Raw genomic sequence first — 3,454 nt, forward strand, 5'->3', positions numbered from 1 at the left:
GCATAGGCGCCGATCGCTGCCAGCGCCAACTGGTTCACCCGCTGGGTCGTCGCACCGATCAGCACGTCCTGCTCAGCCACCGCGACATCGGTAAACGTGACCACGTACTCGTCGGATCCGTTGGACGTCGGCGTCTTCGCCACATGTAGGCCCTCGGCCTTCGGTGACACCAAGACGACAGCGCTGTCGGCAGTGACGATCATCCACTCTGCGTTTTCGGCATATTCGACACCGACTTTGGTGCCGGACAGTCGACTGTGCACGAAGGTCGTCGCCGGACGCTCCGGCAGCGCCGTGCCGGGTTCATTGAGCGCCGCGGTCAGCAGCGTGCCCTTGGCCAGGCCGGCGAGGTAGCGGTCCTGCTGCTCATCGGTGGCCAAATCCAGCAGCGGGACAGCACCCAACCCGAGGGTCGCCAGCGCCGGGCCGACCAAGCCGTGGCGACCGATCTCGGTCAGCGCCGTCGCGATCTCGGGCAGGCCGACGCCGTCGCCGCCCAGCCGCTCGGGCACCGGCAGCGCCGTCACGCCGCCCGCTACCAATGCTTCCCAGGTGTTATCCCGGTCTAGCGCCGACGTGACCACGTCGGCAACCGCCTGCTGCGCCGGGTCTGGCGTGAAGTCCATTAGTGCGCCACCGGGCTGGGGGTACCTCCCGCTTGCGGGGGATTGCCGGTGTAGTCGACCTGCCAGTGCTTGATGCCGTTGAGCCAACCCGACCGCAGCCGCTCGGGCGCCGAGATCGGTTTGAGGTCCGGCATATTGTCGGCGACCGCGTTGAAGATCAGGTTGATCGTCATCTTGGCCAGGTTAGCGCCGATGCAGTAGTGGGCGCCGGTGCCGCCGAATCCCACGTGCGGGTTGGGATCGCGCAGGATGTTGAATTTGTACGGGTCCTCGAAGACCTCTTCATCGAAGTTGGCCGACCGGTAGAACATGATCACCCGCTGGCCCTTCTTGATCGGCACACCGGACAACTCGTAGTCCTCCAGCGCGGTGCGCTGGAACGAGGTGACCGGGGTGGCCCAGCGCACGATCTCGTCGGCGGCGGTTTCCGGGCGCTCTTTTTTGTAGAGCTCCCACTGGTCGGGATGGTCGGCGAAGGCCATCATGCCTTGGGTGATGGAGTTGCGGGTGGTCTCGTTACCGGCAACCGCGAGCATCACCACGAAAAACCCGAACTCGTCGTCGGAGAGCTTCTCCCCGTCGATGTCGGCCTCGATCAGCTGGGTCACGATGTCATCGCCGGGGTTCTTGGCCCTTTCCTCGGCCAGCTTCATCGCGTACATGATCAACTCCACGGAAGTGGCCTTGGCATCGATGTCGGCGTATTCCGGGTCGTCGTTGCCGGTCATTTCGTTCGACCAGCGGAACAGCTTGTCGCGGTCTTCCTGCGGCACACCCAGAAGCCCCGCGATCGCTTGCAGCGGCAGTTCGCAGGACACCTGCTCGACGAAGTCGCCGGATCCTTGGGCGGCCGCCGCTTTCGCGATGTTCTGGGCACGCTCGTGCAGCTCGTCGTGCAGGCGCCCGACGGCGCGGGGCGTGAAGCCGCGGGAGATGATCTTGCGCAATCGGGTGTGGTGCGGGGCGTCCATGTTCAGCATCACAGCCCGTTGGACGTCGATGTCCTCACGAGCGATGTCGTTGTTGAACCGCGGGATCACCCCGTTCTCGGAACTAGAGAATATGTCGCTGCGCCGCGACACCTCCTTGACGTCGTTGAGTTTGGTGATGGCCCAGAAGCCACCGTCGTGGAAGCCGCCGCCGCTGCCCGGCGCCTGTTCGTTCCACCAGATCGGCGCGGAGGACCGCAGCTCGGCGAACTCCTCCATCGGCAGCCGCTCGGTATAGATGTCCGGGTCGGTGAAGTCGAAGCCGGGTGGCAGATTGGGGGTAGGCATCAGTGCGCTCCTCAATGCAACGTGTTCTAGTGCCAGTAAAACATGCCTTCACCGCAGACCAAAAGGCGCGCACGCATCGTCGCTTGTCAGGGTAATGAAACGTGTTCTAGCCTGACCTCATGGGTAACCCGGTAATTGTTGAAGCCACTCGCAGCCCCATCGGCAAGCGCGCCGGATGGTTGTCCGGGCTGCACGCCACCGAGCTGCTGGGCTCCGTGCAGAAGGCGCTTGTGCAGAAGGCCGGTATCGACGCCGGCGACGTCGAGCAGCTCATCGGCGGCTGCGTGACGCAGTACGCGGAGCAGTCCAACAACATCACTCGGACCGCGTGGCTGACCCTGGGTTTGCCCGAGCACGTCGGCGCCACCACCGTCGACTGCCAGTGCGGCAGCGGCCAGCAGGCCAACCACCTGATCGCGGGCCTGATCGCGGCCGGCGCCATCGATATCGGCATCGCCTGCGGGATCGAGGCGATGAGCCGCGTCGGGCTGGGCGCCAACGCCGGTCCCGACCGCAACTGGCGCGCGGAGTCCTGGGACATCGATCTGCCCGACCAGTTCACCGCCGCCGAGCGCATCGCCAAGCGCCGCGGCATCACCCGCGAGGACATCGACGAGTTCGGGTTGGCATCCCAGCAGCACGCCAAGCGGGCCTGGGATGAGGGCCGCTTCGACCGGGAGATCTCACCGATCGAGGCGCCGGTGCTCGACGAGCGGAAGCAACCCACCAGCGAGCGCCACATGGTGAGCCGTGACCAGGGTCTGCGGGAAACCACGCTGGAGGGCTTGAGCCAGCTCAAGCCGGTGCTCGATGGCGGCATCCACACTGCGGGCACGTCGTCGCAGATCTCCGATGGCGCGGCGGCGGTGTTGTGGATGGACGAGGACAAGGCCAAAGCGCTGGGTCTGCGCCCACGGGCGCGGATTGTCAGCCAGGCGCTGGTCGGCGCCGAGCCCTATTACCACCTGGACGGCCCGGTGCAGTCCACCGCGAAGGTCCTCGAGAAAGCCGGCATGAAGATGGGCGACATCGACATCGTCGAGATCAACGAGGCGTTCGCATCCGTGGTGCTGTCCTGGGCGCGGGTGCACAACGCCGAGATGGCTCGGGTCAACGTCAACGGCGGCGCGATCGCGCTGGGGCATCCGGTGGGTTGCACCGGCAGCCGGCTGTTCACCACCGCCCTGCACGAGCTGGAGCGCTCGGATCAGAGCACGGCGCTGATCACCATGTGTGCCGGCGGCGCGCTGTCGACGGGCACCATCATCGAGCGCATCTAGGCCCGGCGACGATGCAGAGCGCGAAGCGCGATGAGGAGGAGGCGGGCAATCAGGTGATGGGCGTTTCCGACGACGACCGCATCGCCGCGGCCCAGTCCTACATCGACGCACTGGTCAGCCACAACGGCGACGCGGTCCCGTTCGCGCCGAACTGCATTCGGATCGAGCAGGGCATCAGGACCGGGTTATCCGGAAACCACTTGCGGCGCAGCCTGAATCGCGGACCGCAGTACCGCGTCATCGCGGCGGCCACCACGCCGGAGTACACGGT

At 66.0% G+C, this 3,454-nt stretch carries 3 protein-coding genes and 1 pseudogene; 2 read left to right on the forward strand and 2 right to left on the reverse strand.

Annotation, left to right across the window (positions count from 1 at the left end; all coding sequences use genetic code 11):
• Nucleotides 1-626, reverse strand: a 626-nt coding sequence (locus WAN71_RS16775) for an acyl-CoA dehydrogenase family protein (RefSeq protein ID WP_422226416.1), incomplete at its 3' end; no start/stop codon positions are given.
• Nucleotides 626-1,903 (reverse strand): cytochrome P450, encoded by a 1,278-nt coding sequence (locus tag WAN71_RS16780; protein ID WP_422226417.1) that lies wholly within the window; start codon nt 1,901-1,903, stop codon nt 626-628. The genes WAN71_RS16780 and WAN71_RS16775, both read right to left, overlap by 1 nt.
• 119 nt (nt 1,904-2,022) lie before the next feature.
• Here WAN71_RS16780 and WAN71_RS16785 point away from each other — a divergent pair, with 119 nt between their 5' ends.
• A complete protein-coding gene (locus tag WAN71_RS16785; protein ID WP_422226418.1) occupies nt 2,023-3,183 on the forward strand; it encodes a steroid 3-ketoacyl-CoA thiolase in 1,161 nt (386 codons plus the stop codon).
• Nucleotides 3,184-3,239: 56 nt separating this feature from the next.
• Nucleotides 3,240-3,454 (forward strand): annotated as a pseudogene (locus tag WAN71_RS16790) (hypothetical protein); the annotation flags it as partial.

This window comes from Mycobacterium sp. (assembly GCF_049280035.1).
Taxonomy (GTDB): domain Bacteria; phylum Actinomycetota; class Actinomycetes; order Mycobacteriales; family Mycobacteriaceae; genus Mycobacterium.